The organism is Phycisphaeraceae bacterium, assembly GCA_015709595.1.
Classification (GTDB): Bacteria; Planctomycetota; Phycisphaerae; order Phycisphaerales; family SM1A02; genus CAADGA01.
Genome location: CP054178.1, coordinates 344,623 through 368,933, shown reverse-complemented (window position 1 = coordinate 368,933; position 24,311 = coordinate 344,623). Strand labels below are relative to the sequence as shown.

Annotated in this window: 18 protein-coding genes; 4 read left to right on the top strand and 14 right to left on the bottom strand. The window is 66.4% G+C overall.

The window, feature by feature from the left end; all coding sequences use genetic code 11:
• Positions 1 to 25: 25 nt before the first annotated feature.
• Positions 26 to 535, top strand: coding sequence for a GAF domain-containing protein (locus HRU76_01695; GenBank protein QOJ16381.1), 510 nt, complete (start codon positions 26 to 28; stop codon positions 533 to 535).
• On the opposite strand, the gene HRU76_01690 is transcribed toward HRU76_01695, so the two are convergent.
• Positions 510 to 2,831 carry a penicillin acylase family protein gene (locus HRU76_01690; GenBank protein ID QOJ16380.1) on the bottom strand — a complete coding sequence of 774 codons (2,322 nt, stop codon included), beginning with the start codon at positions 2,829 to 2,831 and terminating at the stop codon, positions 510 to 512. The two genes, HRU76_01695 and HRU76_01690, sit on opposite strands and share 26 nt — an antisense overlap.
• Positions 2,832 to 2,955: 124 nt before the next feature.
• A complete protein-coding gene (gene recJ / locus HRU76_01685) occupies positions 2,956 to 4,746 on the bottom strand; it encodes a single-stranded-DNA-specific exonuclease RecJ (protein QOJ16379.1) in 1,791 nt (596 codons plus the stop codon).
• Positions 4,747 to 4,856: 110 nt separating this feature from the next.
• On the opposite strand from recJ, the gene HRU76_01680 reads away from it, so the two are divergent.
• A complete protein-coding gene (locus tag HRU76_01680) occupies positions 4,857 to 5,696 on the top strand; it encodes a sulfite exporter TauE/SafE family protein (GenBank protein QOJ16378.1) in 840 nt (279 codons plus the stop codon).
• Positions 5,697 to 5,756: 60 nt separating this feature from the next.
• On the opposite strand, the gene prmC is transcribed toward HRU76_01680, so the two are convergent.
• A complete protein-coding gene (gene prmC, locus HRU76_01675) occupies positions 5,757 to 6,722 on the bottom strand; it encodes a peptide chain release factor N(5)-glutamine methyltransferase (protein QOJ16377.1) in 966 nt (321 codons plus the stop codon).
• Positions 6,723 to 6,894: 172 nt separating this feature from the next.
• Between prmC and HRU76_01670 the strand changes: the two genes are divergently transcribed.
• Positions 6,895 to 8,400 carry a glycosyltransferase gene (locus tag HRU76_01670; GenBank protein QOJ16376.1) on the top strand — a complete coding sequence of 502 codons (1,506 nt, stop codon included), beginning with the start codon at positions 6,895 to 6,897 and terminating at the stop codon, positions 8,398 to 8,400.
• A 101-nt stretch (positions 8,401 to 8,501) separates the two neighbouring features.
• On the opposite strand, the gene HRU76_01665 is transcribed toward HRU76_01670, so the two are convergent.
• The 6 genes from HRU76_01665 to HRU76_01640 form a co-directional block, all read right to left on the bottom strand.
• The gene (locus HRU76_01665) at positions 8,502 to 9,116 is read right to left on the bottom strand and encodes a hypothetical protein (GenBank protein ID QOJ16375.1); all 615 of its coding nucleotides are present in this window, start codon (positions 9,114 to 9,116) and stop codon (positions 8,502 to 8,504) included.
• Between the two features lie 310 nt (positions 9,117 to 9,426).
• The gene (locus HRU76_01660) at positions 9,427 to 10,713 is read right to left on the bottom strand and encodes a hypothetical protein (protein ID QOJ16374.1); all 1,287 of its coding nucleotides are present in this window, start codon (positions 10,711 to 10,713) and stop codon (positions 9,427 to 9,429) included.
• A gap of 109 nt (positions 10,714 to 10,822) precedes the next feature.
• Positions 10,823 to 14,734 (bottom strand): cell division protein FtsK, encoded by a 3,912-nt coding sequence (locus HRU76_01655; protein ID QOJ16373.1) that lies wholly within the window; start codon positions 14,732 to 14,734, stop codon positions 10,823 to 10,825.
• Positions 14,735 to 14,775: 41 nt separating this feature from the next.
• Complete coding sequence (locus tag HRU76_01650; protein ID QOJ16372.1) at positions 14,776 to 14,988, bottom strand: hypothetical protein; 213 nt, start codon at positions 14,986 to 14,988, stop codon at positions 14,776 to 14,778.
• Positions 14,985 to 16,052: a hypothetical protein gene (locus HRU76_01645; protein ID QOJ16371.1), complete on the bottom strand. Its 1,068-nt coding sequence runs from the start codon at positions 16,050 to 16,052 to the stop codon at positions 14,985 to 14,987. The genes HRU76_01650 and HRU76_01645 overlap by 4 nt, the downstream gene beginning before the upstream one ends.
• Before the next feature lie 145 nt (positions 16,053 to 16,197).
• The gene (locus tag HRU76_01640; GenBank protein ID QOJ16370.1) at positions 16,198 to 16,470 is read right to left on the bottom strand and encodes a WXG100 family type VII secretion target; all 273 of its coding nucleotides are present in this window, start codon (positions 16,468 to 16,470) and stop codon (positions 16,198 to 16,200) included.
• Between the two features lie 199 nt (positions 16,471 to 16,669).
• Between HRU76_01640 and HRU76_01635 the strand changes: the two genes are divergently transcribed.
• Positions 16,670 to 17,377, top strand: a complete 708-nt coding sequence (locus HRU76_01635) for a hypothetical protein (protein ID QOJ16369.1) — start codon at positions 16,670 to 16,672, stop codon at positions 17,375 to 17,377.
• 62 nt (positions 17,378 to 17,439) lie between these two features.
• On the opposite strand, the gene murB is transcribed toward HRU76_01635, so the two are convergent.
• From murB to HRU76_01610, 5 genes are all read right to left on the bottom strand, one after another.
• Entirely contained in the window at positions 17,440 to 18,384 is a 945-nt protein-coding gene (gene murB, locus HRU76_01630; GenBank protein QOJ16368.1) for a UDP-N-acetylmuramate dehydrogenase, read from the bottom strand.
• Between the two features lie 51 nt (positions 18,385 to 18,435).
• Positions 18,436 to 20,112, bottom strand: coding sequence for a gamma-glutamyltransferase family protein (locus HRU76_01625; GenBank protein ID QOJ16367.1), 1,677 nt, complete (start codon positions 20,110 to 20,112; stop codon positions 18,436 to 18,438).
• Positions 20,113 to 20,354: 242 nt separating this feature from the next.
• Entirely contained in the window at positions 20,355 to 20,804 is a 450-nt protein-coding gene (locus HRU76_01620) for a hypothetical protein (protein QOJ16366.1), read from the bottom strand.
• 343 nt (positions 20,805 to 21,147) lie between these two features.
• Positions 21,148 to 22,302, bottom strand: a complete 1,155-nt coding sequence (locus HRU76_01615; GenBank protein QOJ16365.1) for a glycosyltransferase family 2 protein — start codon at positions 22,300 to 22,302, stop codon at positions 21,148 to 21,150.
• A gap of 183 nt (positions 22,303 to 22,485) precedes the next feature.
• Positions 22,486 to 24,012: a Fic family protein gene (locus tag HRU76_01610; protein ID QOJ16364.1), complete on the bottom strand. Its 1,527-nt coding sequence runs from the start codon at positions 24,010 to 24,012 to the stop codon at positions 22,486 to 22,488.
• Positions 24,013 to 24,311: the final 299 nt, after the last annotated feature.

Below are 24,311 nucleotides of genomic sequence, written 5' to 3'. Positions count from 1 at the left end.
GCTCGTCTCGCCGGGAAGCCACGCCATGCCCACCTTCAGACGGAACTACGACGAGGTGATGCGCGTCGCGAGAGCCCTGCCTGCCCATGCGATGCGCGAGGCGCGGATGTCGGCGTTGTGTGATGCCCTCTGGCGCGAACACGCCTCGCGGGGCGTTTCGTGGGTGGGCTTCTACCTCGACCGTCCCGGGGAAGCGGACGACCGGCGGCTCATCCTCGGTCCCCGCCGCGACAAGCCGGCCTGCTCGCCCATCGGGCTGCATGGGGCATGCGGACGTGCGCTCCTGTCGCGCTCCACGCTCATTGTCCGCGATGTGCGCGGACTTGGTCCCGGGTACATCGCGTGTGATCCGCGCGATCAGTCGGAACTGGTGATTCCCTTGTGCGACGACTCCGGCACGTGGTGGGGCGTGCTGGACCTGGATTCATTCGACATGGGCGCGTTCGACGAGCACGACGCGGCGGAACTGATCCTCGTGCTCGTGGCCGCCGGGCTTCTGCCCGCGAATGTCACTCCGCCGGCGGTGCGAGCGTGAATGTATGAACGATTTCACCGGGGCGCAGCGGCGTCGGACGACCCTCGAGCCACGCCCGATGCTGATCGCGGAAGTGAGGCGACAGCGGGTGTCCGCTCTGACCGGTGGGCAGTTGCAGGAACCCATCGGCGGCACGGCCGGGACTCACCACGAGACGCATGCTGGCGCCGAAGGTCGGCGCGGCCACGCGCACCGCGTCCGGGTGTCCGGGCAGCGGGTCTTCGGGCATGCCGAGCATTCCGCGCAGGAAGGGCGGGGCCGCCTCGGCCACCGGATGGCGGATCGCCGCCCGGTTCACCTGTCCCCACGTGGCGTCGATGGGCAGGGGCGGCTGGGCGCGCTTCAGGTCCGCGATGGCCTCGCGCAGGCATGTCAGCAGCAGCGAGTCCCATGTCTCGAACCCCGGCGCCAGCAGGTGGTCGGGTCGCTCCTCGAGAAGCCGCGCCACGACTTCATCCGCAAGGTACCAGCCGTAGCGGAACGACGGGTCGATGGCGGTGCATTCGCGCATGATCGGCGTGAGCACGCGCGTCCGCACGCGCCGCTGCCAGGCGTTGAGCAGAGGCAGGCCGGGCTGATCGACTTCGGCCTCTCCGGACCACGCGGCGATCGCCTGCCGCGCCTGCGCGAGTTCAGCGTCCTCCACACCGTCAAGCAGGCGCAGCGCGAGCGCCTGGTACGCCTCCAGCGGCGTCACGCGCGTGTCGAGCTGCATGTCCAGCAGATCGCTTTCAGAGAAGGGCTTCCGTGCCGACGAGAGCATCATGGCGATGCGCTTCGCACGATCAGGCCCAGCCCACATGCTGGAGAGCCGTCTGGACTGGGCCAGCGACGAGGTGCGATTGTTCGCCGTGAATACCACGCCCGAGGGCGGATCGATCACCTGCGGCCGCAGATGCTCAGGCAGTTCACCGTTCCAGCCCTTCGAGCCGTCCGCCCACGACTCGGGGAACTTGCCGGAGAACCCCGCCCGGTTCGGATAGCCGCCGGAGATCACCCAGCCGATGCGCCCGGTCGCGTCGGCCATGACCACGTTCTGCGATGGTCCGCGCCACGCGCGGGCCACGGCCAGCCCTTCTTCCAGTGTGCGCGCGTTGATCATGCGCATCAGGCCGAGATTGGTCATGGCGGGATCATGCGCCGTCCATCTGAGCACCATGGGGCGACCGCGATGATCCATCGCCTGCACCACTCCCCAGCGGGTGGTGCGCAGGGTGAGCGGCTCATCCGCGCCGCCGCGCACGCGGATGGTTTCGACGATCTCGCCGAACGGCTCCCATCCCTGCGGCGTGCGATACCGTGACGGATCATCGGGATCGACTTCGACGATGATCCAGTCCTGAAAATCCGCCGTGGCGTTGGTCACGCCCCACGCAAGGTGATCGGTGCTGCCGATCACGATCCACGGCACGCCGGGCAGCGAGACGCCTACGGCCCGGTGCCCGGGCCATGCCAGCTCGCAGCGATACCACAGCACAGGGGCGGCGAGCATCAGGTGCGGATCGTTGGCCACGATGGCGCGTCCGTCCGTGGTGCGCGTCCCCGCCACCGCCCAGTTGTTTGACCCGGCCAGCAGCGGCCTGGGTTCGATGAGATCATCCATCAGCCATGCTGCCGCGGCGTCCGCGGTGGTTCTGGTGCGCAGGTCAATGATCTCCGGGGCGGGGATCAGCGCGGGGCGGTGCCCATTGGTCCCATCGGGTTCAAGGATGAGCGGTGAGTCATCGCGCGTGGTGTCCGGCGTCAGGAACGCCACAAGCTCCGCGGGCATCGCTTCCTGCATGACGCCCATTCGCGCTTCAACGGACGCCTCGCGGTGCAGCGCGTCGTACATCGACAGGATGACGAGGATCGAATCCTCCGCCGTCCACGGCGCGGGTTTGGCGTTCAGCAGGGCGTATTCCGGCGGCGGCGCGGCGGCTTGAGCCAGGTACGCGTTGACGCCTCGGACGTAGGCGTCCAGGATCGCCCGGTCCTCGGGCGTGAGCGCCGCCACCACCGCCGCGGCGACCGAACGGAAGCGGTGATGGCGCATCGTGCGATCAGTCGCCAGCATGGGCGGACCGACGACTTCGGCCAGTTCCCCCGCGGCGTAACGCCGGGCGAGATCCATCTGGAAGAACCGCTCCTGCGAGTGGACGAAGCCCTGTGCGGTCATCACGTCGAGTGCGGCAGCGCCTTCGATGATCGGCACGGCTTGGACGTCACGGCGGATCGTCACCGGAGCCGTCAGCCCCGAGATGGTCGTCTCTCCCGTGTACACCGGCAGGGAGTCGCGCAGGGGATCGCCGGACATCAGCACCATCAGTGTCGACGCAAGGACAAGCATCACGCACTCCATGAAAACTGAAGCCAGGGATGAACACGGATGAGCGTGAATGATGACTTGGCGGACATCATGCTCGTTGAATCATCCGGGTTCACCCGTGGTTGTAGGCCTCGATCGACCGGACCCGATCCGTCGCACGCGTCGGAGCGGCGATCCGGATGTCTCGAATCTCCGCCTCAACGCTGGTTCGACCGTTGAACTCATTGATCTTCGGTTCAATCGCCACGTCCACGCGCTGATTCTGCTGGAGCTGGGCCGCGAGTGACCCCGCCCGCCACCAGACGGCGCGGATGAAGCATCGTCGCCCGTCCACGTCCTGCACCAGCCGCAGGTCGAGGTGTCCGCCGTCCTTGCCGATGGTGCGCGGCGGAGTCGTGAGCACCGCGCCGCGCACAAACACCACAGGACGCGGGTTGCCGCGACCGAAGGGGGAAAGCGAACGAAGATCCATGACGGCTTGGGCCGACAGGTCCGCCAGCGTCGCCTCGCAATCGACTTCCAGCGAGGGCGTCAGCCACTCGATGGGAATGTGTTCATTGGCGTGGGCCGTCAGCCGCTCGGTGAAGGCGTCGAGGTTGACGTCGGGCATCGTCAGGCCTGCCGCCATGTCGTGTCCGCCGTGCTTGGTGAGCAGGTCGGCGCAGGCGGCGAAGCCCGCGGCGATGGAGTAGCCGTCGATGCTGCGGGCCGAGCCCTTGCACACGCCGCCCTGGCGGTTCATCAGCACCACGGGTCGCCGATGCTTGTCCACCAGTCGCGAGCAGACGATGCCGACCACGCCCGGATGCCATGCGTCGTGCGCCAGCACGATGGCGCGCCGATCCGTGCCGGTCATGCCGGCGTGGGCCGCCATGTCGGCGGCCTGAGCGACAATCGTCCGCTCCGTCTGCTGGCGCTGACGGTTCAGTTCCGCCAGCCGCCTGGCCAGTCCGATCGCCTCCTCGGGTGGTGCGTCCGTCATCAGGCGCATGGCGTCGCGGGCATGGCCGAGGCGGCCCACGGCGTTGAGCGTCGGGCCGAGCACGAAGCCCACCTTCTCGCAGTCGATCTTCGCGTCCGCAAGCCCGGCGGCGTCGATGAGCGCCTTGAGCCCCGCGAAGGGCGTGGCTCGGATCGTCCGAAGCCCCAGCGAGGCGATCACGCGGTTCTCGCCCACGAGCGGCATCACGTCCGCAATGGTGCCGAGCGCCGCCAGCGGCAGCAGATCGAGCAGCACCTTCTGCAGTTGCTTGCCCACCTTGTCCGATCCCGCCCAGCGGGTGGCCAGCCGCCATGCCAGTTTGAAGGCCACGCCCGCGCCGCACAGGTCGCCGAAGGGGTATTCGCTTCCAGGCAGACGCGGATGAACGCAGATCGCTTCAGGAAGTGCCCCATCACCCGTTGGCACATTGTGGTGGTCCGTGATGATGAGTTCCAGCCCGATCGAGCGGGCGATGCGGGCTTCCTCCGCCCCGGTGATGCCGCAATCGACGCTGACGACCAGTTCCGCCCCGCCTGCGTGCAGCTCGCGCAGGGCGTCGGGATTCAGCCCGTAGCCGTCCTCCAGTCGGTGGGGGACGAAGGTGCCGATTCGGGCGCCTGGCTCGATGGCCTTGATGGTGTGGTAGAGAATGGCGACGCCCGTGACGCCGTCCACGTCGTAGTCGCCGTACAGGATGATGGTTCGACCGCGCTGCGCGGCGTCGAGAATGCGCTCGGCGGCGGCGTCGATGTTGGGCATCAGGCCGGGGGCGTGCAGCGCTCGAAGCGTCGGCTCGCGGAAGGCCCGGACTTCATCCGGGTTCGAGAGGCCCCGCGCGGCGAGCACGCGCTCCACTAGCGCCCCTTCCCTGGACGGGGGCGGCTCCCTTCGCCAGCGCCAGCGGTGCGTCAGGCCTCGCATGGGCACAGGATACCGGAGAACGCCCCGGTGTCACCAATCCTCAGTCGATTCACGTCATCCTTCGATATGGTCCGTCGCACCCTCGACGGATCTCCCCTACACTCCGGCCCATGCCGTGGTATGAGATTCTGGCCCTCTCCGGTTTCGGGTTGCTCGCCGGCATCCTCGGCGGGCTGCTGGGGATCGGCGGGTCGATTATCCTGATTCCCGCCCTGACGCTGGTCTTCAGCCACGACATGCACCTCGCGCAGGCGGCGTCGATGCTGGTCATCACCTTCGTGGCGGTGCCCTCGACGATTCAGCATCACCGCAATCACGCCGTGCGCTGGCGCGTGGTGTGGATCATGCTGCCCTTCGCCATCGTGTTCATCATCCTCGGCGTGCAGACGGGCAACCTGTTCAACGCCCACCTGCTCAAGCGCATCTTCGCCACGTTTCTGCTCTACGTCATCTACCTCAACGTGCGCAAGCTGCTCAAGCCCAAGGAGCCGGACCATGCGGACGGGCCGCGCCGGGGTCGATGGCGGATCCCCTTCGTCGGATCGGTGGTGGGCTTCATGGCGGGCGTGCTGGGCATCGGCGGGGGCATCGTGGTCGTGCCGCTGTTCCAGAAGATCTGCAAGATTCCGCTGCGCAACGCCATCGCCACCAGCTCGGCTCTGATGACCATCACCTCGGTCTTCGGCGCGGTGCGCAAGAACATGACGCTGCCAACGCTGGTGGAGGAATCAGCGGTCAAGGGCAACGGCGTGGTGGACTGGGTGGCGGGCTTCACCGGACTGCCTGCGGCGGTGGCTCAGAGCGTCACTATCGCGGCGGTCATCATCCCGCTGGCCATCGTAGGCAGTTTCATCGGCGCGCATCTCACCCACAAACTGCCGGTCAACGTGGTGCGGCTGGTATTTGTGATCGTGCTGATGGTGACGGCGGTGGACATGATGTTCGGGTAAGGGGCGGGCATCAGACGCCAGGATGCTGGGTGCTCGATCGCCAAGCGGCGCAGAACGCCATCACCCCGTCCGTTCCGCCAGCAGCACACGCCACAATCCCTCACTGTCCTTCTCCACGCGGGCGTTCATCAGCCCCGGCGCGTCGGCGGCAAGGGCCAGCACCGCGTCCCGCTTCGCGTGAGGAATCTCCACCGCCAGCAGGCCCCGCGGGGTGAGCACCTCGGCCGCGCCGGCGAGGAGCGGCCGAATGAAGGCCAGCCCATCCGCCCCGCCGCGCAGGGCCCGGTGCGGCTCGTAGTCCCTCACGTTCGGCGCCACGGCGGTCCACTCATCATCTGGAATGTACGGCGGGTTGGATGCGATGATGTCGAATCGTTCACCCGCCAGCGGCTCGAGGAGCGAACCAAGCCGGAACTCCACTCGCTCCGAAACCCCGTGGCGCTCCGCGTTGCGGCGGGCGAGTTCCAGCACCTCCGGGGCGATATCCGTCGCCACCAGCCGGGCGGCAGGCCACTCCAGGGCGAGCGTCAGCCCGATGCAGCCGGTCCCCGTGCCGAGGTCGGCGATTCCCCCGATGGGCCGTGCTTCGTTGCCGTCCTTCGCCACCCCACGCCCACGTCCCCAGCGGATCACCTGCTCCACCAGCGACTCCGTGCAGGGCCGCGGAATCAGCGTACAGGGGGACACGAAGAACGGCCGACCGTAGAAGTCCCACTCGCCCAGCACGTACTGCACCGGTTCGTGGGCGGCGATGCGCTTCACCAGCCCGCGCAGCCGGGCGAGTTCATCCGGCGAGGCCGGGCGATCGGCTTCCATGTACAGCCGCAGCCGCTGGCAACCCAGCACGTGGGCGAGCAGCCATTCGGCGACGAGTCGGGGGGAGTCGATTTTCCGATCGACAAAGTACCCGCGCATCCAGTCGAGCAGCCGGCGAGTCGTCCACGGCGGCTCCGACTCGGGTCGCACGCTTGTCGAAGCGTGCGGCGCGCCAGAGGTGGTCGGGGTGGCGGGCGGCTCCTTCCGCATGGTGCGATTCTAACCATTCGAAGTCCGATCGCTGGTCGATTCCACACGCTCGCCTACCATCATTCCCAACTGCCGCGGCGCCGCTGAAGAAGGCGGCCGCGCCCGTCGGGCGTGACCGCAGGACGCGGGGCGGCATCTTCATCACAGGCACCAGGTCTTCTCGGGCGGAACCATGCGCGTCCTCATGCTGGGGTGGGAGTTTCCACCGTTCATCACCGGCGGCCTTGGCACGGCCTGCCACGGGCTGACGAAGGCCCTCGTCCGTCGAGGGGTGGAGGTCACGTTCGTGCTGCCCAAGTCGGTGGAGGGCGATGCCGCCTCGCATGTGCGTCTGCTCAGCCCGGATCGGGTGCTGTCCGCGATGTCATCCGTGGGAGACGTCCCCGCCTTGGGTATCCCGTCGGGTGGCGGACAGCCGCACACGGTCGCACCTGCGGGAGCAGCCGGCGCCTCGACCACCGTCATCCGCGAGGGCGAGCGGGTTGAGACTCGCCAGGCGCGCTTCGTCGAGCTGCCGATGCAGGTTTCGAGCAGTTATGCACCCGCGGCGGGAGCCATTCCCGGCGTCGAAATGGAGGCGGGCCACTACTGGGCGCAGCGGGAGCGCACCATTCATGGCGCCGGCCCGGATCGAGGAGGGGGAGCGACCGCCGGGGGGGCGTGGACCGCGCCCACGCCGCACGACCCCGCCGGCGCACCGGGGTGGATGGCGACGCCCCCGCCCCCTGTCCCAACCGGCGCCGACTACGGCGGCGACCTGATGGGTCAGGTCCATCGCTACGCTCACTTCGCCCTTGCCGCGGCCCGGCGGGAACAGTTCGACGTCATCCATGCCCACGACTGGCTGACGTATCCGGCGGGGATGTGGATTGCCCGCATGAGCGGCAAGCCGCTGGTCGTCCACGTCCACTCGACGGAGTTCGACCGTTCCGGGCTGCACGTCAACCAGGCGGTCTACGACATCGAGCGTCGCGGCATGCACGCGGCCATGCTGATCATCGCCGTCAGCCAACTCACCAAGAACACCATTGTGGCCCGCTACGGCATTCATGCTGACAAGGTGGAAGTAGTCTACAACGGGGTCGAACTCTCCCCCACGCAGCCGACCAACATCGGCATTGAGAGCCGCGACAGGATCGTGCTGTATTTCGGCCGCATCACCATGCAGAAGGGGCCGGAGTACTTCATCCGCGCCGCCAAGCGCGTGCTGGAGTACATGGACGACGTGAAGTTCGTGGTGGCGGGCAACGGCGACCAGGCCGCCCGCATGATCGAGATGGCCGCCGAGCTGGGTATCGGCCACAAGGTGCTCTTCACGGGGTTCCTGCGCGGGGCGGACATTCAGCGCGTCTTCGCCTTGGCGGACCTGTATGTCATGCCCAGCGTGTCGGAACCCTTCGGCATCGCTCCGCTGGAAGCCATGGGTCACGACGTACCGGTCATCATCTCCAAGTCCTCGGGCGTCAGCGAGGTGCTCACGCACGCGCTCAAGGTTGATTTCTGGGACGTGGATGACATCGCCAACAAGATCATCGCGGTGCTGAAGTATCCGCCGCTGCAGCGAACGCTGCGTGAACATGGCGCCTTCGAGGTGCGCAAACTCACTTGGGATGGGGCGGCCAATCGCTGCGAGCAGATCTACCGGTCGGCGACGAAGCGGATGGGTCGGGTCGGCTGATCGCATTCACCTTTCGCGACGCCGGGCGGCGTCGCCAATGCCAAAAAACAAGGCGCGGCTGTTGGGCCGCGCCTTGCAGTCTCACGGGCGAGGAAGCGGGATCAGTTGGACCGCCGCCGGCGAACGCCGAGCAGTCCCATCACGCCGAAGGCCGCCAGAGCCCCCGGGGCCGGCACGACGCTGCCGTTGATCCAGTAGTTGAAGTTCTGGCCGGTGTAGGTGGTGATGGCCGGAGCGGTGGCTGGCATGCCGTTGGCGTAGGGGTTGGACCAGTACGCCACCAGCGAGTTGGGATCCTGCAGGCCCATGCGCGGGCTGGCCAGTGATTCGTACAACGCCATCATCCAGTAGGTGCCAGAGTTGATGGTCGGCGTCGACGTGAACGCAATGTTGTCGTACGTCTGCTGCGCGTTGAGGTTGATCGGGTTGGTCACCGCCACCAGCGTCTGGGGCAGACCATTGCCATCAGAGGTGTAGAGACCGAAGATGGCGTTCGAGGTGTTGGGGGTGAAGTTCTCGTGCCCGTACATCATCCCGAAACTCGTCACGGTAAAGCCATTGACCGGGATGTTCACCCTGACGCCCAGAACGAAGTTGGGTGAGTGGCTCGACTGCGTCTCGAACGGGTTGGTGTTGCCATAGGTGTCAGCGTGGGCCGCGCCGGTCACGGCCAGCAGGCCCGCGGCGACCAGCGAAGCGATGTGCGTTGCTTTCATGCTCTCTCCTTTGAAAACTCCAGGATGCTCTACTCGGATCACCCCGCCAAGGGGATCAGCGACCTGTGGGCCACGCCCTGCGCCTGCCGGGCCGGGCACGAGGCCCATCAAGGGCAGTATACCCCATCGGATGCTGATCTCACGCGGAAATCTCCGATATTCCTTGTGCCCGCTCCGCCGGGCGGCTCGACTTCCATGTCGCGCCTGCGGATGGGCCGGGTCGGCTGACCCGGTTTCCCCCTGGCGATGCTGGGCCGATTCGTCTCGTGACGGTCCAGAACCCGGCGCGGCGACGTGGTGAAAGCCCGTGTCACCGCGACGTCGATCGCGGCCGGGTCTTCGGGGAATCGCCCCCTGATTTCTTGTCCTGCACCGCGCCGGCCACCAGTTCCTTGAGCCGGGCCTCCCGCTCCTTGATCTTCTTCGAGGAGTCCAGCGCGCCCTGCTTGTTGTCATCGATGAACTTGCCCATCGCCTTGATGTTCTTGAGCGGGCGGGCGAAGTCCTTGTCCTTGTCGTTGACGAACGGGGGATAGCCGCCGATGGTGCTCTCGTAGGTCTTCTCGAACGCCAGCAGCTCCTTGGTGAACTGCTTGTGCAGTCCCTGCGCGCTGACAAGCGCGGCAGCGGCCTTGCGCAGTTCCGCGGCCCGCTCCTCACCGACCGCCTTCTCCGTCCTCGTCAGCATCTCGCCCATGCCGGAGAGCGTGACCCCCAGCTGCGCCTCGGTGGCGTTGACGCGCGTCAGCCCGTCCGCCAGGCGCTCGGCGTCGGCCTCGACGATGCGGACGTACTCATCGCGCGAGTTCAGCGAGCCGGTGCGGGCCGATTCGATCGTCTTCCACGTGGACGTGAACGCCTCGTTGAGTTTTTCGATCGTGCCGAACTTCACGTCCCAGTTCATCACCAGCATGTCGAGCGTCTGCAGTTGCTTCTCGAAGTTGTGGCCCTTGGGCACCACGTTGTCGCCACGCTTCACCGGCCACTGCTTGCGGATGTCGGCGGCCATCTTGGGCACCTGCGCCTTGGCGGTCTGAAAGACCTTCATCATGTCATCACCGATCCGGGCGGCGTCGTCGAACGTACGCGACACCATCGACTGGTTCTGCGCTGTGGCGTGCGCGATGATGTCCTTGGCCTTGACGCGGCTTTCGGCCTCCAGCGAGGTCATCTCCTCGACCCAGCCGTCGATGGTTCTCTCCTTGACGCGGATCTCCGTCTCAAGCGACTTGATCTCCACGCCGATCTGCTTGAGTTGGCCTTCGAACCCCGCCTTGGCCTGCTGGGCGAGTTTCATGCACTGCTGGGCCTCACGCGGAATGAGCGTCTTCCTGAACTCGGCCAGCGCGGCCAGCGTGTCCTTGTGCAGCAGTTTGTTGCACATGCCCTCGGCCTTCTTGACCGTGTCACTCACGTGATCCAGCGCGTCCTCCAACTTCTTGAAAACGGCTTCGTGGTCGTGTCCCGGCTGGGCGGCATACGACTGGAATGACTTGAACTCCACCTCGTAGGCGCGAAGCGCCTCGCCCAGTCCGGTCTTGAGGGTTTTGGGGCCGTGCTTCGACCACCAGGCGCTCGTCAGTTCGGGCTTGGCCATGTTGTTTCTCCACAGGAAGGACCGGCAACCCGCGTCGGGCGCCATCAGGGCGCCGATAGTGAACCACAGGTGTCTTCCCAGTGCAAGCCGCGGCGATGCGTTGGATGCGCTATTGCACGTTGGCCGGCTGACCGCGCAGTTGCTTGCCGATTTCGGCGACCCAGTGTTCGTCAAGCGTGGCGTAGGGGCGGAACTTCTCCAGCAGCCCCAGATCCTCACTGTGCAGGATGGCGCGGGTGTTGCCCAGGGCGCCCGCGATGGGCGTGTCGATCAGGTTGCTGGAATCCGTCGTGCTCATCTGGAAGAGCACACGCAGATCGAACTCACGCATGGCGCCGCGGTCGAGCACGCGCGACAGGTTGTTGGGGGTGTCGCACCAGGCGATGACGTGCATGCCCAGCGGCGGGCCGTCGCGCAGCAGTTCGCCGAAGATCTTGTCCGGGCCTCGCGATTTCCCTTCGTCACCCGAGGACGAGGACATGAAGCCGAACTCTTCCGCCTGCCGGAGCATGCGGAAGCGGTGCAGTCCGCAGATGAACAGGTAGATGGGGGCCGGGTCGGGTCGTCCCGCGGCGCGGCGGCGGTCCAGCTCCTCGCCGATCTCGGCCATGGCGCCTTCTACGTCATGCCATCCCACCACGCGCAGGTCGTGCGGCAGATGGCGGGCCAGCCGTTCGAACGAACCGGCGTGGGGCGAATCCGACGACAGACCGTCGAGCACGTAGAACACGCCCCGGTCGGCGGGCGTCTGTGCGGCGAGCCCGACGATCCCCGCCTCCTGAATGGCCACCGCGAACTCCTCACGCTGGCCGACGATGAGCAGGTTGCATCCGCTCTGGCGGCGGAACACCGCGGCGGTGGGATCCTTGATGGCGATCGCATCGCCCATCCACGCCACGCCTGCGGCGGGCGGCTGCGCGGGCGGACCGGACGCCAGAACGCGATGGAGCACCGCGTTGCGACGGATGTCGGCGGGGATGTTGCCTTCAAACACGATCATCGGCTCGGGCGGCTCGTACCCCTCGCGCGTCGCCAGTTCGGACACCTCGTGCAGATACCGATCGCGCACTTCCTCCGGCAGCCAGACGATCTGGAAGGGGCTGTTGCCCTCGAGCAGGCCGCCCTGGTCGTTGTAAATGGCCTCGCCGGGACGGGAAAGCAGGCGTGCCGCGGTGTTGTCGTCACCCAGGATCAGCATGGCGTCCGCCTCGCTGCACTGCAGCGCCACCCGCACCGCCATCTGACCCATCGTGCTGCGGGCCAGCGAGTACGCCCCCGCCAGCGTCTGCGAGCCGAGGATCACGTGAATGCCGAAGGCGCGGCCCTGGCGGACCAGCCGGTCGAGCAGCAGCCCGGCGTCCTGGGCCAGCTTGTCGTCCTCGACGAAGAACTCCTGGAACTCGTCGATGATGAGCAGCGTGCGGGGAATGCGAGCCGAATGGCCCGTGCGCCGATATCCCGCGAGATCCTGCACGCCGAGCTTGCGGAAGATTTCCCCTCGGCGCTTGAGTTCCGCATCCACACGCTGAAGAACGCTCAACCCGAACTCGCGGTCGGACTCGATCGCGACCGCCCGTGCGTGGGGCAGCCCGTGGGTGGCGTAGGTCTTGAACTCCACGCCCTTCTTGAAGTCCACCAGGTAGAACTCCACCTCGTCGGGCCGGTAGTGGAGCGCGAGATTGGTGATGATGACGTGCAGCAACGTGGACTTGCCTGACCCCGTCTTGCCCGCGATGAGGGCGTGCTGCGCGATGCCCCGTCCCAGCACCATGGGCTGAAGCTTGGTGGCGCCGGCCCGCCCCAGCGGGACCGCGACTTCGCGATCGCTCGAACCGCTCCAGTAGTCCTCACGCGCGGGAACCACGTGCTCGAAGGGCACCTCCACGCGCGAGGCGTGCTTGGCGTGCGTTCCCACCGTGTGCAGCATGTCGGTGAGGAAGTCGGGTGTCGGCGCCGGGTCCAGCGTCAGCGGCAGGCGGGCCAGATCGTCGTCCCGCATCGTCAGACGCCCATCGCGCGACTCCAGCACCACGCCGCCCTTGCGCAGGTCGTCCATTGACACGCCCTGCGGCAGCGGCTGGCGTGAGTCCACCGCGATCAGCGTGTACACGCCGCAGCGCGGACCGCTTTCGATGATGCTCACCAGCCGTCGCGCCGCCGTCTCGGTGAAGTTGACGGGAAAGTTGGCGATGACGAGGAATCGAAAGGGCTCGGCGATCTCGCCCGCGTGCTCGTTGTAGTCCGTGATCGTCTCGAAATCGTTGCGCAGGTACTTCTGGATCACGTTCTCCATGTGCTCGGTCAGGTCGGTGAGCCGCTGCTCGATGTGGCGCGGTTCCGTCCAGATGCGGTCGGCGACGAAGGCCTCCTCGTAATCGGCCAGATGCATGAAGCCGGCGAAGTTCTGCCCCAGCCCCACGGGATCGATGATGGTGAAGCGCACCTTGCCGGGCGGAAAGGTCGTGAGCAGCCGCGCCATCACGTTCTGCAGCGTGGCAACGGCCTGGTCGCGCGTACCGTCGTGGGCCTCGATGAGCATCGAGGAGCGGCGCGGGAAGTCCAGAATCGCCGGCATCTCGAAGCGGAGCGGACCAACGTCGAGCAATCGCTCATCGCGAGGGATGCCGCCGGGAATGGCGGCCAGGTTGACGTCCAGCGCTCCGAAGCGCACCGCGGGCGCGAAGGTGCCCGGAGGCGACCAGTCGGCGAAGGCCGCCGCATTCCACGCCCGGTCATGCCGCTCGTCAAACTCGCGCAGGCGGGCGACCAGTTGATGCACCTCGGCCATGCCGGAACGCCACTGCGACTCGAGCGTCGTCCACTCCCGGCTCTCACGCTCATCGATGGCGGCGCGGCGTGCCGTGGATTCGGCTTCGAGAGCGGCCCGATCCGACTCGTAGGTGGACAGGATCTCCGCCCGGCGCGTGGCGTGGCGTGCGTCGCACTCGGCCAGATCGGCGTCGTGGGCGGCCTTCAACTCCGCTTTCCGTCGCGCGAACCACTCGTCGAGCTCCTTCAGCAGTTGCCGGCGGACGGTGCGGATTTTCTCCAGGCGCGGTTCATGCGTTTCCCGCGCGCGGGCCAGATCGTCGTCGCGCTGGCGGAGCAGTTCCGCTTCCTCGCGGGCGCGCTTTTCCGAGGCCAGCACGAGGCATCGCTCACGGGCCGCGCGGGCGGAGGCGAGGGCGTCGAGCAGCTCGGCGTGCAGGCGCCGGGCCTTCTTCCGCGCCTGGGCGTGCAGCAGCAGCAGCATGACGACCGCCGCCGCCAACGCCGCGATTCCCGCGTGCGGCAGCCAGTTGTTGAACTTCCACTCGGTCAGCCACCCGACCAGGCCCGCCGCCGCCGCGAACGGCAGCAATCCCGCCATGAACGGCCTGGCGCCTTCGAACAGGTGAGGCAGGAAGGCGTCGCGCAGCGCCTGGAGTCGCTGCGACGCCTTGGCGCCCTCGTCCTCCAGCACTCGGGCGGCCTCGCCCGCCTCGGCGCTCGCCATCGAGATCGTGGGGGGCGTGTGCGGCCTGGGACGAATGCGGCAGGCCCTGAGAATCTCCAGCGCCTCCGACTCGATCGCCTGGAACGTCGCCGCCCGGCTGCGCAGCGCCTTGGCGGTCTTCTCGAACTCCTCCTTGGGCTGCGGCTCCTTGGCCTCGTACACCGTTTCCGCGGTCCACCTGGCCTCCTCCCACGCCTTTTTCGTCTGGAGCTCGTCGTGATCGGCCTGTTCGTTGATCTTGAACCGCTGTGAACGGTATTTCTTCTCGTCCTTCGCGGCATCCTCGGCGAAGCGTGCTTCGATCTCCTCGCGCGCGGCCTGATGCTCCGATTCGTTGCTGCGGGCGTCGGCCTCGAATCGCTGCTGCAGGCGCTGCCGCCGCTCTTCGTACTGCCTGTCGAGGGCCGCCCGCTCCGCCTTGCCTCGACGGGTGATGTCCATCTCGCCTGCATCGCGTTCGCTGGACAGCCGCAGCAGGTTGCGGATCACCGTTCGTTCGATGTCGGAGAGCAGGAGGTCAGGCATGGGGCTTCCATCGACGGTCGCGGAATCAGGCATGGTAGCGACTACCCGCAATCGCGTTCGGCCTGGGCGATCTGGGACGCCAGGCGATCCATCGCCGCCACCGCCGCGCGGACCGCCGGATCGAGCGGCTCCAGGTATTGACGGGCGAACTGCTGGCTGCGCACATCATTCCAAACGCCCCGCGTCTCCTCCCATTTCACGAGCAGATCCTGCAGGGCATTCTTGAGCTTGGTGCGGCCGACGGAGACGCTCATGACGAAGCCCCTGATTCACGTCCTCGCCCCCACAGGTTTCGTTCATGCTCATCGAGCACCAGTCCGATCCGGGGCCCCTGGCCATCCCCGTCTCTCTGCCCCAGTTCCACGGTGGCCAGCCAGCCGCGAGGCAACGCCATGATCTCGCGCAGTTCAGGCCTCGCGGCCAGCAGGCGCGACGCCGTCACGCCCAGGGCCACGCGGGGCGCCTGGGCATCGTCCTCCCTGACGAGAGAACCGACGTACCAGCCGGAGTCTCCCGCCACCTTTTCCGGCAGTCGGTGCAGAAAGATCGCCTCGGCCAGCAGCGCGCCATCCTCGTACACCACCAGGTCGCCGGGCCTGGGCGCCTCGCGCTCCGCCTTCAGCCGGTCAAAGACCGGGATGACCTCACCCTTTGGGTGCCCGGCGGCGACGACGAAATCCGACACCTCGCGCAGAATCTCCAGGTGCTGCCGCGCCTTCTGGTCGAGCACCACGGCCTTCATGGCGATGGCGCGGGCCACCGTGGCCGCCTCCGCCGCGCGCTGGGCGGGCTTGGGGCGGTCGAGGAAGGGCAGAGCGGCTGACGAGGGCGGCGCCTGCTCCAGGTTCTCGCGCAGCTCGCCTTCAAGCTCCGCCGGCGCCAACGCCAGGTATTCATCGAGCGTCCCTGCCAGGGATGACAGCAGCGCCGCCGCCTCGGGCAGCTCCACTTCGTACGCGGTGCGGCATGGCTGAATCTGCCCCTTGTACTCGTTGACCGCCCGGTCGAAGAGCACGCGCCAGCGCTGAACGGCCGCGATCTTCTGCCGCGCCTCTTCCAGCCGCCCCTCCGCCTTCTTGAGCGCCTTCTTCTGCTCCACCGCGGCCGGTTTGTGATCGCCGATCGTCCACTGCACGCGGCGCAGCTCGTCACGTGCCCGCGCCACGTCCTGCTCGCGGCGGCGCAGTTCGCCCTTCCAGAACACCGGTCGATCATTCGTCAGCCAGTCCTGCACGCGCTGCAGCTCCGATTCCGCCTCGCTGACCGCCTTGTCCGCCGCGTCGATGAACTTGAGCACCGCGGCTCGGAACGTCCGCAAGGCGTCGATCGAACTGACGTGAGCCCGACTGGACATATGAGGGAAGAAGACAGGAGTCGCCAATCAGAGGTCGGAAGTCATCAGAAGCCGGACGGAAGGAGACGGCATCCAGCAGCCAATACCCAGCGTTTCGCGCCTCGGCCCGCTACCGCTGCTGAAGATACTCCTCCACGCGCTCGGCCTTGCGCAGCAGGAATGGCACGTGCTCATTGGACACGTCGATGAAGCGGGCGACGACCTTCATCGTCTGCTCGAACTCCTCGGCGAATTTGCGCTGCTCCTGATCGCGCCAACTGGCGCTCAGCCCGATCATCTGACCGTGCAGCGCGGCCATGCGGGCCTGCAGGTCATTGTTGAACTGCTTGAGCGTGTGCGCGAACCGCCGGAGTTCGCCCGGATCGACAATCGCCTTGGCCATGCGGACCTCCCAGTCGCCCGAGGATCCTACGAACCGGCCCACGGGCGTGTTGCATGGTATCAGACGGCCGGAACGGGGGAGCGGATGGGCATGAGAGCTGCGGCGATCAAAGCCCGCCGCGTTGTCCCAGCCGATCCTTGTTCGCCCCCAGCCGACGCGGTACAGTGCCTTCATTGTGCCCCTTCGGCAGGAGGTCGCCATGAGCCCAGCCGCAGCCGCCGAGAAGCCCCTGCGAATCTACGACGACGAGGCCGACCTGCTCATGCAGGCGGACAAGCGGTCCGACCGGGTGGTGCTCCTGCCCGCCGGTGACCCGCGCAGCGCTGTCCGTCAGCCGCGCATCCGCATTCTCTGGGGTCAGCATCTGCTCACCGACCTGCTGGCCCGGCGGTACCGTACGCTGATCTGCGGCGTCAACCCGGATGACAACGCCCACGGCATCGTCAGCCAGCTGGCCGCGCTGCTGCCCACCAGCCAGTGGAACACGCAGTCGATCACGCAGCACGCCCGGCTGATCGCCAGCAACGCCAGGCCGCACGAGGTGTACGTGCTCAAGTACGACCTGGATGCGGTGGAGGTCTTCGCCCTGCTGCGCCCGCGCGGGCAGGAATGCTTCACCATCGACAATCTGGCGGCCGGATTTCGCATCGCGGCCCAGATGCTCGAAGGCCGCCACGACCGCCTGCCCGCCTGCTCGGTGAGCTTCCTCGGCGCCAAGTCCAATCGCCTGATGGATCAGCGCGGCGAGGAGCCCAGTTTCGAGACCGTCCTGCGAACCATGTTCCAGGCGGGCTTCCATGGCGATGTCTACCCCGCCGTGGCCATGTGGGAACTGGCTCCCACAGGTGTTTTTGCGTCATATCCGTTTCCCGAGAGCATCGACCGCATGCGCTCGGGAGGGTATTGAGTGCTGGGTGCTGAGTGCCGAGCGGAGGCGTCGGTCGGAAGATGCCACGGGTCAGGTGTGGGCTACTCCCGCTCGCGCTCCCCGCGCCGCCATACCACCACCTCCGTCTGCAGTTCGATGCCGTGCCGCTCGTACACGCGAGCGCGAATCAGGTCCATCAGCCGCAGCACCTCCTCGGCCTTGGCGCCGGGGGCCACGGTGATGAAGTTGGCGTGGTGCGTGCTCACGGTCGCTCCGCCCACGCTCAGCCCCTTCAACCCCGCCTCATCGATCAACTTGCCCGCGCTCACCACCTTCTCCGTCTCCGGGTCCACCGGGTTTTTGAAGGCGCACCCGGCGGAGTGCGCGGCCAGCGGCTGCGTGCTCTTCTTGTACGCGAAGATCTCCTTCACCCTGTCGCGCAAAGCGATCGGATCTTCGGGCGTCAGGTTGAACTCGACCGACAGGATGATCGGGTCGGCGATGCTGGTGGTGCGGTAGCCGAAGGTGATATCCGAGGCGGGAATGACGTGAACGTCGCCGCTCCGCGTCATGGTGGTGACGGCGCGCACGGCGTCGCCCACCGCGCCGAACGCGCCGCCCGCATTCATGCGCACCGCGCCGCCCACGGAGGCGGGGATGCCGGCCATCTGGCTCAGCCCGCCCAGGCCCCGCCGCGTGCATTCCATGAGCACCTTGGCCATGTCCGCGCCAGCGCCCACGCGCAGGACGGGCTGCCCGCCCACATCCATGAACTCCTGCGAGGTGAAGGCGGGCGTGTCCAGCCGCACCACGACGCCGTCCACGCCCTCATCCGCCACCAGCAGGTTGGCGCCGCTGCCCAGCACGCGCAGGGGCGTGCGCGAGCGGCGGCATCGCTTGACAAGGGTGGCGAGGGCCTCGACGGTGCGCGGGCGCAGCAGCACGTCGGCGCGGCCGCCCACGCCGTACCACGTCAGCGGTCCAAGCGGGGCGTCCAGTGTGACGGCCACGTCAAGATCGCTGAAGATTCCGGAAACGCCGAGCATGGGGTGATTCCAGGGAGTCGGAGGAGCGGCGATTGACGAATCCTACCGTGCTCACCACCCCACCGCCTGTCCATCACGGCGCTGATCGCTGGCGGCGAAGTACGCTCCGTCGGTCATTCGCCAGATGGCCTGCCCCCCGCCGTGCTCCACGGTGCGTGCGGGGGCGACGGTGAGTTGGTGTCCTCGCTGAAGGAGGGCTTCGTACGTGGGGTGGGCGAATCCCGGTTCGATGACGACCTGAAGGCCTTGCTCGATGCGCCAGCGTGGAGCGTCGAGGGCGGCCTGTGGGTTCTGGCGGTGGAGGAGCATTCGCAGCAGCACCTGCGCATGCCCTTGGGGCTGCATGTAGCCGCCCATGACGCCGAAGGCGAGGATGGGGCGCTCGGTGACAGTGTTGTTCAATGGGGCTGGCGTCGCGCCTGCCGCTCCCGCTCTCCCCCCAAGGGAGACGCTTGTTCCGCCGCCATCGACTTGCGTGACGAACCCGGGGATGATCGTGTGGTAGGGACGCTTGCCGGGTCCAACCTGGTTGGGGTGCCCCGTCTCCAGTGTGAAACAGCACCCTCGATTCTGCATCGCGATGCCGGTGTCCGGAATGACGATGCCCGATCCGAAGCCAGTGTAGTTGGACTGGATATAGGAAACCATGTTGCCGTCGCTGTCGGCCGCGCACAGGTACACCGTGCCGCCCCGCTTCGGTTCTCCGTGACCGGGGTCGGCGGCGCGGTCCCTGTCGATCAGGCGCGCGCGAGCGTCGAGATACTCCGGGTCGAGAAGCGCGGCGGGTTCGACGTCCATCGCGTCAGGATCGGCCACGAACCGCCGTCCATCGACGAAGGCGAGTTTCATCGCCTCAATCTGCATGTGGAGGGAATCGGCGGAATCCACTTCGACCTCATCGAGCCGGTGGCGGGCGAGCAGACCCAGGGCCATCAGTCCGATGATGCCCTGCCCGTTGGGCGGAATCTGATGGATGCGGAACCCGTGCCAGTCAAGGGAGATCGGCCGCACCCAGTCGGCCTTGTGCGAGGCGAGGTCGTCGGCGGTGATCAAGCCGCCGGTTTCGCGGGCGTGGCGTGCGATGGCGACGGCAAGCTCGCCGTGGTAGAACGATTCGCCCTTCGAGAGCGCGATCTGTTCCAGCGTACGCGCGTGCGCTTCGCTGACGAACATCTCACCTGTGTGCGGCGGTCGGCCCGCGGGACAGAAGGTAGCCATCCACGGCCCCATGTTCCGGTTGGCTCGGAACCCGCGATCCCAGTAGTAGGCGGTCTGGCGCGAGACATGAAAGCCGTGGCGGGCGTACTCGATGGCAGGTTCGAAGAGCTGCTCAAAGGGCAGGCGTCCGAAGCGCTCGGACATCTCCACCCACGCGGAGACGGCCCCCGGAACGGTCACGCCGCCCCAGCCCTGCGTGGGGATGGCGGTCAAGCCCGCGTAGCGGTCAGAGGTCATGGCGGCGGGGGAGCGTCCGCAGGCGTTGAGCCCGTGCAGCCCGCCACCGGCCCAGATGAGGGCGAAGGCGTCCGATCCGATGCCATTGCTCGTGGGCTCGACGACGGTGAGCGCAATGGCCGTTGCGATGGCGGCGTCGATGGCGTTGCCGCCCTGACCGAGCACCCGCAGCCCCGCCTGAGCCGCAAGCGGCTGCGAAGTGGCGACCACGTTGCGGGCGAAGACGCCTTCCCGCTGCGAGGGGTAGGGCAACGACCAATCGAAGTCGTTCATGCGATGATTCTACGGCGAACGGCAATCACATCATCGTGAAGAACCTGCGCATCGGCCCAGTGCATGATCGGCCGCTTCTGGATGGTGAGCACACTGTTCACTGGGATCTTTGAACAACCCCTTCGCTCTCCGGGAGAGGGCTGGGGCGAGGGGCTTCTTGGATCAGAATCACCACTCATGAAGGGCGTAATCGATCCAAGGCGTGGTTGTTCGGGGGTTCCCACTGACGGAGCACGCCGCGATCAGCCGGATCCTTGGAACTGCCCCGGCTTTCGGTGTCCCACGGAATCACTGTTCACCGTCCCCATCATGGCCTCGATGACGGGCAGGCGTTTGCGCCCGTCGAGTTGGCTGGAGGGGCGCTTCCGGGCGGCGGCGCTGCTGCGGCGGCGGGTGATGGTCACCGCCTCGCACACGGGGCCGAAGACCTCGCGCAGGTAGTAGATGTCCGTTTGCGCGGCCTTGGGCGTCTTGAACGCTCGGATGTGGGCGACGTACGCGGTGAGAACCTCGGCGATGCGGGTCTTCGACGGCAGCGGGTTGTCGAGCCCCTGGAGTTGGGCCAGCTCGAACTGGGCGAGCTTGGCCTTGGCCATCTGGTAGGGGATGCGGCCGAGCGAGACTCGCTTCTGCTTGCCGCCGACGAAGTACTGAATCTGGAACGCCCTGCCACGCTTCCTGAGACTTGCCACGAGCGACCTCCGGGGTGTATCCGGTGCTTCACTGGCAGGTCCATGTCTCTCAGGTCACGGGGTACGTTTTCGGGTACATCTTGCCCGTTTTGACCAACAAGAAAGGGACCTGCGATGTGCGCAAGTCCCTGTCAGAAAAGAAGTAATGGGCGTGGGGTGGCCTGACAGCCTGCTTTTCAGAGCCCCAGAGACTCCTCATGGGGAACGGGCCCCCCGGCGGACTTATGCGGGGGTCTCGGGTTAATCGGAGCGACGAGAGGCCGATCCGAGACCTCGAAATTCGCGCGATTCTCCGGGCACCGGGCCGATCGGCCGCATAGGGAACATAGCAGTTCCACCGGTCTCACCCCTGGCGCTCGCGACTTCCGGGTCGAGAGGCGCCGGCGGTTGGATCACCCGCGAGTCGATGGATGGCACCTGCCACATCCCCTGGCGAGAGGTTGGTTGTGTCGAGCAGCAGTTCAAAGAGCCGGGCGTCGCGGACCGACTCGTGATTGATTTTCAACGCGATGTCGATGTCTCGGAATCCATCCCCGTCGCGGTTGAGCACCCTCTCACGCAGCACATCATCTGAAGCGTGCAGCACGGTCACACATACTCGGCTCCGTGGGCGCTCGGATCGAAACGCGGCCAGAAACTCGTCTATCTTGTCACCACTGAAGGTGTCGATCAGGATGACGGGAGCAAACCCGGCACCGCCCGTCCGATGCCCGGTCCCTTCATCCTCAAGTCGTAGATCAGGCTCATACTTGTTGCCCTCAAAGATGGACTCGGACGCATCCCACATCAGGACCGTGTGCCCCTCGTACAGCGTCGCGCTGGAGCTCTTGTACTTCATGAACAGTTTGATGAAGCGCCAGAACCCCGTGACGGTGCTTGAGTACCCGAAGTCATGCCACAGCTTTGCCTCAGCGCAGAACCCGATGCGGTACTTGCTTCGCAGTCGCAGGCATAGATCCACGTCCTCGCCGGCCGCGTGCGGGAACCGCTCATCGAACGGAAACTCCTGCGCGGCCCTCGCTTTCATGCCGAAGTTCAGGGACGGCATGTACCAGAGTTCTCGCCGATCCGGGAGCAGCCACTTCCCGGCCAACGTGCCGTTGATCTCGTGGTAGCGGTCCAGGAGCGTTGAGCCCCAGGCGTAGGTCATGCCGCCCACGGCGGCGAAGTTGGTGTCCGAGAGGAAGCGGGCCATGTGACCGTGCCAGTCACGGTCGAGTATGCAGTCGTGATCCGTGAAGAAGATCAACTCGTCGCCGGCGGCCAGTGCCTTGGCGACCGCCACATTTCGCGCCCGGGCGGGTCCGCCGTTGGTGTCCAACACGACGTGATCGACGTCACGATCCGCCAGGGAGTACTTGAGCGGGCTCGCGTCATCCACAACGTACACGCGAGAGAAGGCCGTGGACTGATCGCGCACGCTGTCGAGCAATCGAAGCAGGCACTTCAGGTCCCACCTGGTGCGGAGATGGCACGGAATGACCAGTGCGCTCGCCATGAGGCCGGAGTTTATCCGAGCGTTCGTTTTGATGCGGGCGCGAAGCGCAGGGGGGCGTGCGGCGTGACGGCAGGTGTATCGAGCTGACTTCGCGCGCGCCGGCGATCCAGAGATCCGTCGAGACGGTCGCAAAGTCGCACCATTTTGCGCGCCGCGGCCCCCTATGGCGCAGGTCGGAAGTGCCTATCGCCCGGGGCCGTCTTCACGTTGCCTGTACCCCTCTGCGACTGCTCGCTCGATCCGCTGGATCTCGTCCTCGGTCAACATCTGAAAGTGCGACTCCCGCTTCCGCTGGGACAGCTTGCCGTTGTTCTGCAGGCAGAAACGGATGAACAGGTCGATGTCGCGATCAGGCATGTCGACGATCGCCTGGATGGCGCGCTTTGTTTCGTCGTAATTCGCCAGGAATGCGAGCTCCTCGACGAGCTCCGTTTCGATGGTCTGCTCGACGAAGGTGAACAGGCTCTCGACCTGCACGGTCATGTCCGGGTATCGGTACCACACGCCGGGATCGTTGTGGACGGTCATGCGTCCCTGGTCGTCGAGCGTGTACTCCACCAACCCCAACAGCGGCCGCGAAAAAGCTTCGAGCGACCCGTCATACGCGGCGGAATGCTTGAGCATCGCCGCGGAAACCGGGAAGATCACGCCGTCCGGCACGAAACCTCTCCGACTGAGGATGTTGTGGATGAGGAGACGGTGGATGCGGCCATTGCCATCCTCGAAGGGGTGGACGAACACGAAGCCGTACCCGACGATCGCAGCCTGAACAACCGGATGGACGGTGCCGCGCTCCATCCGCCCGTGCGCCGAGATAAGCCCCTCCATCAGCGCCGTGACGTGCTCGGGCTTCGGGCAGACGTAGTGCACGCGCTCCTTCCCAATGGACACCGTCTCGCCCACGTAGTTCTGGCTGTCGCGGTAGTCGTCGTCCTTGAACCGAGGGTCCACGATCTGGTTCTGTAGATCGATCAGCCGGGGCTTTGTGCACAGATCCTCTTTCAGGGCGACGCGCAGGAGGGCGATGAACCGCTCGGTTCTGTTTGCGTCCGGCTTGATGTTCTCGATCTCGAAGGACGACTTCGTCTCCTTCGTGTACAGGTAGCTCAGTGCTCGCCGGAGCAGTTCCGGCGAGTAAGCCGAGATCAACTGTTTGCACCGAGCGGCGAGGTCCTTGCTGATGAACCCTGAGATCGTCGCAGTCCGCCGAACCGTTGCGCAGAAGCTCGCATCGCCGAGCAGGTTGTTGTTCACACGCTGGCGACGGATCGGCTCCGCGCGATCGGACGTGAAGTGCTCCTCGCTCTCCAGGAGGTCCACGTAGTTGCCCTGCGTCAGGTCGGCAAGGGGGAGCCGATCGCCGGTCAGCATCTCGTAGAAGTACCAGATGCGGCGGGCGTACTTCCCGTTTGGCTTGGAGTTGATGTATCGGGTGATCTCGTCCGCCCCGATCGCCGGCAGAAGGACCGCCAGGAGGCCCAGGTTCATTCCGTCGTACTTCAGGGCGAACTCAAGGTGGTCTCCGGGACTCTCACCCGGCCAGTACGCGGCCGGGTACGTTTCGACGACTTCGCCCGCTGATGCATCGGTTCGTCGCGTACTACCCTCAGAAACGACAGACCGATGCCAGTTGGGCATCGCGCGGATCGTGTATCTCTCCAGCAGGGCTGCGTAGCCTGCGGGCCGGGTTGTCGCCCTTGGCTGGTCCATTGCGGACTCCTCAAAAACGGATACGACGACGCCAAAATCGTTATGGCGGGCTATTCTAGCACCAAAACGGATACGGACCGGCCCGATAGGCCGCAGTTTTGGCGTCTGAAAGGTATATCGGCCAGAAAACTGGTACACTGCACGACGCGCCCGTCGCCACCAACGCGGCCTACGGGTGCGAGCTGACAGGGAGGTGATCGCCACGGGCACGAAAGAAGCTGCGATGCGATCTCGATCGGTTGCGCCGCTCATGAATGCCGCGGCAACTACTCTAATTCCGTGGATACCGGAGCGATCGG